Below are 4,016 nucleotides of genomic sequence, written 5' to 3'. Positions count from 1 at the left end.
GAATGTCGAAAGCTATCGCCGGCGCAGCGCCATGGAGGCAAAGCGGACACGGGGACGACCGGCCGCATTCGCGACAATCAACAATACGCCCCAGTCTGTCGCGGAGCGTCAATCACCCGGCCCGCAGGGCCTTGCCAGCGACAATCACGCTGATACCCTGCCAGACGCCGCGACGTAGAAGCTCATCCAGATTGACGCGCGCGTCTCATCAAGATTGTCGCGCAATAGGCTTCAGAGCCGCGCAGATAGCGGACATGAGCCCAGAGGGTAAATCGATCCTCCCAACCCTCGATGACGCCACCCATGTCGGTCTCGATCATGACGTGCCCCTGGAAGGTAACGCGCTGATTGAGCCGCCCCGCTGCCATTCTCACAGCCGGACCCTGCGATACGGCGCGAGCAGCGCCTCGACCGCGAAGGGCAATGCGTTTCCGGTGCCGGTAATCTGCCGATGCTCGTACCATTGCGTGACCAGCAGCAGCATGGCCTGCCGGATGGCGGCGGGCACTTCGGCCGGCGCGCCATAGCCTGCGGTGAAGGTGATCGCCGCGGGGCGGCCGGCACCAGAGCTCGGCCGCAGCAGCGGAGGCTGGTCGTGCAGGACGACGTCATAGGCCAGCTCGCCGCCTTCCGCATCGGTGAACACGGCTCTGTCGATAGTGCTGTCAGGAAACGGTAGCTGGACCGGCCCGGTGACAGCGGCCAGTTCCGCGCGCCAGGTCTGGGTGACGAGGCAGCGACCGAGGATGCCGGATGGGCCGTCGAGCCAGGCGGTGGCGGCGTCGATGTAATGCTGGAGCAGCAGATCCTCGTCATCATGCGTGACGCGGGCCTGCGCCTTGACCTCGGTCAGGGTGATCGGCTGCGCGGCGGGCGGGACGACGAGGACCAGCCGCATCAGTCCGCGACCTTGCCGTAGACGGCCCGGTCGACACCGTGTCCGGTGAAGTCGGCCTCATCAGGCCTCACCCGCTTGGGGTCGTTCCAGTCGATGGCATTCTGCGCAGCGGTGGTGCCCTCGCGCGGATTGGCGTCGACGCTCTCGTGGCTCACGTCGACGGCGTCGGTGATTGCGGGTTCGATGATCGCGCCCGAGGCGTCCTCCAGCGCTGCCGCCGGCGCAGGATCAGCGACACCGTGGGTGCCGTTCTCGATCGCAGCCGCATCGGCTTTCAATCCGGCATCAGTCTTCTTCGCAGCCATGATGGCCTCCATTCGGACAGGGGGTGGGCGCCCGGCGTGCATGGCCGGGCTGATTGGATCAGGCTGCGGCCATCCTGAGGACCCGCAGCATCTCGGGATTGAGCAGGCCGCCGCCCACGCGCTTGGTCGTGTAGAAATGGACATAGGGCTTGTTGGTGAAGGGATCGCGCAGGACGCGCACGCCGGTGCGGTCGACGATCAGATAGCCGCGGCGGAAGTCGCCGAAGGCAAGCGGCATGGCCCCAGGCGCGACATCGGGCATCGCCGCCATCTCGGTCACCGGATAAGCGAGCACGTTCTGCGGCTGACCTTCGGTGAAGGAGGGCTGCCAGAGGTAGTTGCCCTGGCCGTCCTTGAGCTTGCGGATGCCGGCGAGCGTGTTGCGGTTGGCGACGATACGCCCGTTCTGTGCCGCCTGACCGGGGAGCGAATAGACGAGGTCGATCAGCTCGTCGGCGGTGATCGCGGTCGTACTGTCCGCGGTGATGGTCGGGATCGCGCCCCAGGGATGCGCTGTCGCCTTCGAGGCGCCCTCCGCGTAGGTCAGGACCCCCGAGGGCTTGTTGACCCCGTCTCCCGCGACAAAGGCGATGCCCTCCTGGTAGGCGAACTCCGCCTCAATCTCGCTGGCGATCCACTGCTCGAGGTTGATCGCGGCATCGTCGAGCATCTGCTGGGTGGCGCCCGGGTTGGCGTAGATCTCGCCCGGGGTGTAGTCGAGATGCCCGAACTGCGGCGTGCTGGTCTGCGGCCGCGGCGCGGTTTCGCCGACCCAGCCCGAGCCGAAGCCCTGGGCCGAGAAGAGCTTGCGGAAGCCTGCCCCCGAGATCGTCTGGACCGAGGCGATCTGGCGCATGGGCGAGACTTCGACCAGCTTGTCGGTGATGGTGCGGTCCCATTCGAGCGGCGCCAGGTAGCCGCCCTCGGAGTCAGCGCCCTTGTTCAGTGCGGCCGACACCTCGCCCTTGCGGAAGTGGGCACGGAAGGCCTCGCTGTAGGCGGCGTCGACGGGACCGGGCGCGCCACCCGAGCCGCCGATGCGCAGGGCTGCGATCTGCGCGGCCTGCGCATCCATGGCCGCCTGCAGTTCGCCCACAGCCGCATTGATGCGGTCAACCTTTTCGGCCCGGACCACATCCTCCTGGCCCTTTCGGAGCGCGGCCAGCTGATCACTGTGTTCGGCTTTGAAGGCCTCGAAGCTGCGCTGCAGTTCGGCGAAGATCTGCTTCGGATCGCCACTGGCGTCAGCGCGCACAGCGACGATCCCGCGCGTGAGCGCAGGGTGGGACATCATGGTCATGGGATTTCCTCTCAGGTGAGCGTTTGGAGGAGGGACCGCGCGAGCGCGGCCCAGTCGTCGTCAGCGCGCGGCATGACGGATGCGGCAGCGCCCGGCGTGCCGCGGAGATCGGCCAGAAGCGCACGGCGTTCCGACCGGGGAATGTTCTGCTTCGCGAGCAGGCTGTCGATGCGCTTGAGCGCGCTCGGACCGCTGCCGCTGGTCTCGGTCTCGATGACGTCGGCCGCGAGGAACCTGTCCGCGAGCTCGGCGTCGATGGCCTGCGTTCCGGTGAACCAGGTCTCGGCATCCATCCACGCGCCGGCCTGTGCGGGATCGACGCCAGCCTTGGCGGCGTAGACCTCGGCCATGGCGGCATCGAAGGGCACCATTGTCTCGGCGGCCGCGGCCATGTCGTGGCGGTTGCCGACGGCGACCACCCAGGCATTGTGGACCATCAGGAACCCGGCACGGCCGATCTGCACCTCGTCCCCGGCCATGGCGATCACCGAGGCGGCGGAGGCCGCGAGCCCGAGGATGCGGACCGTGACCCTGCGCGGGTCCTGGCGCAGCAGGTTATAGATCGCCACGCCCTCGAAGAAGTCGCCGCCCGGGCTGTTGAGATCGACGGTGATCTCGTCGGCGGTGATCGACCGCAGGGTCGCGGCGATGTGCCTGGCGGTCACACCTTCGCCGGTCCATCCGTCGGCGCCGATCACGTCGAGCATGCTGATGACATTCGCGGCGCTGGCGTCGGTGGTGCGGAGACCTGCCTGCCACCGGTCCAACAAGCCCGGGTCGGGCTCATACGCCTGCACCCTCGGCGGGCGCGACAGGCTGATCGGGGGTGCGCTGCGCAGCGTCATGGCTCTCGCTCCTCTGTCTCCGGCGGCGGTCCGTCGCCCTCCTGGTTCGCCGCCGGTGGTGCCGTCATGTTCGGCGGCGGGTAGTAGACGTCGCCGCCCGCACGCGGGTTCTCGTCCTCCAGCGTGCGGATCTCGTTGGGGCTCCAGACACCCCATTGCAGCCCCTTCACATAGGCCTCCCAGCGGGCCTTGATGTCGCCCTTGACCAGTGCCGCCCGGTTGAAGCGGGCGTAGAGATCACCCCGCGCGGGATCGATCAGATCGCGGGCGATGGTCTCCTCCCAGGTCGTGAGGTGATCCTCGAGCGTGTAGGCGACAAAGCCGATCGACTGCTGCTCGATGCCGGTGCCCCAGCTCGTCGACTTCTCGGTGTCGCCGATCATGTGCGGCGGCACCCCGAAGAACATGGCGATGTCGGCGCGGGTGAACTTCCGGCTCTCGATCCATTGCGCGTCCTCGGCGGTCATCGCCATGCGGGCATAGTCCATGCCTTCCTCGAGGATAAGGTGCCGGCCTTCCTGCTCGCCCCCCGAGCGGAACTCGTCGAGGCCCGCCTTGAGGTTGGCCACCGCCTCTTGCCCGAGCCGGCCGGGATGGCGAAGCACGCCCGAGACCCGGGCGCCATTGCGGAAGGTCGAGGCGCCGTGCTCTTCCATAGCCAACGACAG

General features: G+C 67.8%; 6 protein-coding genes. All 6 read right to left on the bottom strand.

Annotated elements, in window-relative coordinates; all coding sequences use genetic code 11:
• Window positions 1-182: 182 nt before the first annotated feature.
• A complete protein-coding gene (locus tag H5395_RS17865; protein ID WP_182793864.1) occupies window positions 183-368 on the bottom strand; it encodes a phage head closure protein in 186 nt (61 codons plus the stop codon).
• Window positions 369-370: 2 nt separating this feature from the next.
• Window positions 371-898, bottom strand: coding sequence for a head-tail connector protein (locus H5395_RS17860; RefSeq protein WP_182793863.1), 528 nt, complete (start codon window positions 896-898; stop codon window positions 371-373).
• Window positions 898-1,203, bottom strand: a complete 306-nt coding sequence (locus H5395_RS17855) for a hypothetical protein (protein WP_182793862.1) — start codon at window positions 1,201-1,203, stop codon at window positions 898-900. Before H5395_RS17855 ends, H5395_RS17860 begins: the two co-directional genes overlap by 1 nt.
• 58 nt (window positions 1,204-1,261) lie before the next feature.
• Window positions 1,262-2,503 (bottom strand): phage major capsid protein, encoded by a 1,242-nt coding sequence (locus H5395_RS17850; protein ID WP_182793861.1) that lies wholly within the window; start codon window positions 2,501-2,503, stop codon window positions 1,262-1,264.
• An 11-nt stretch (window positions 2,504-2,514) separates the two neighbouring features.
• On the bottom strand, window positions 2,515-3,348 hold the full coding sequence (locus H5395_RS17845) for a head maturation protease, ClpP-related (protein ID WP_182793860.1): 834 nt from the start codon (window positions 3,346-3,348) through the stop codon (window positions 2,515-2,517).
• The coding region (locus H5395_RS17840) for a phage portal protein (RefSeq protein ID WP_182793859.1) at window positions 3,345-4,016 on the bottom strand (672 nt) is incomplete at its 5' end. The genes H5395_RS17845 and H5395_RS17840, both read right to left, overlap by 4 nt.

It is taken from the genome of Paracoccus sp. MC1854, from assembly GCF_014164635.1.
GTDB lineage: Bacteria > Pseudomonadota > Alphaproteobacteria > Rhodobacterales > Rhodobacteraceae > Paracoccus.
The sequence above is the reverse complement of the archived record's forward strand: the minus strand, read 5'-3'. Positions and strand labels throughout refer to the sequence as shown.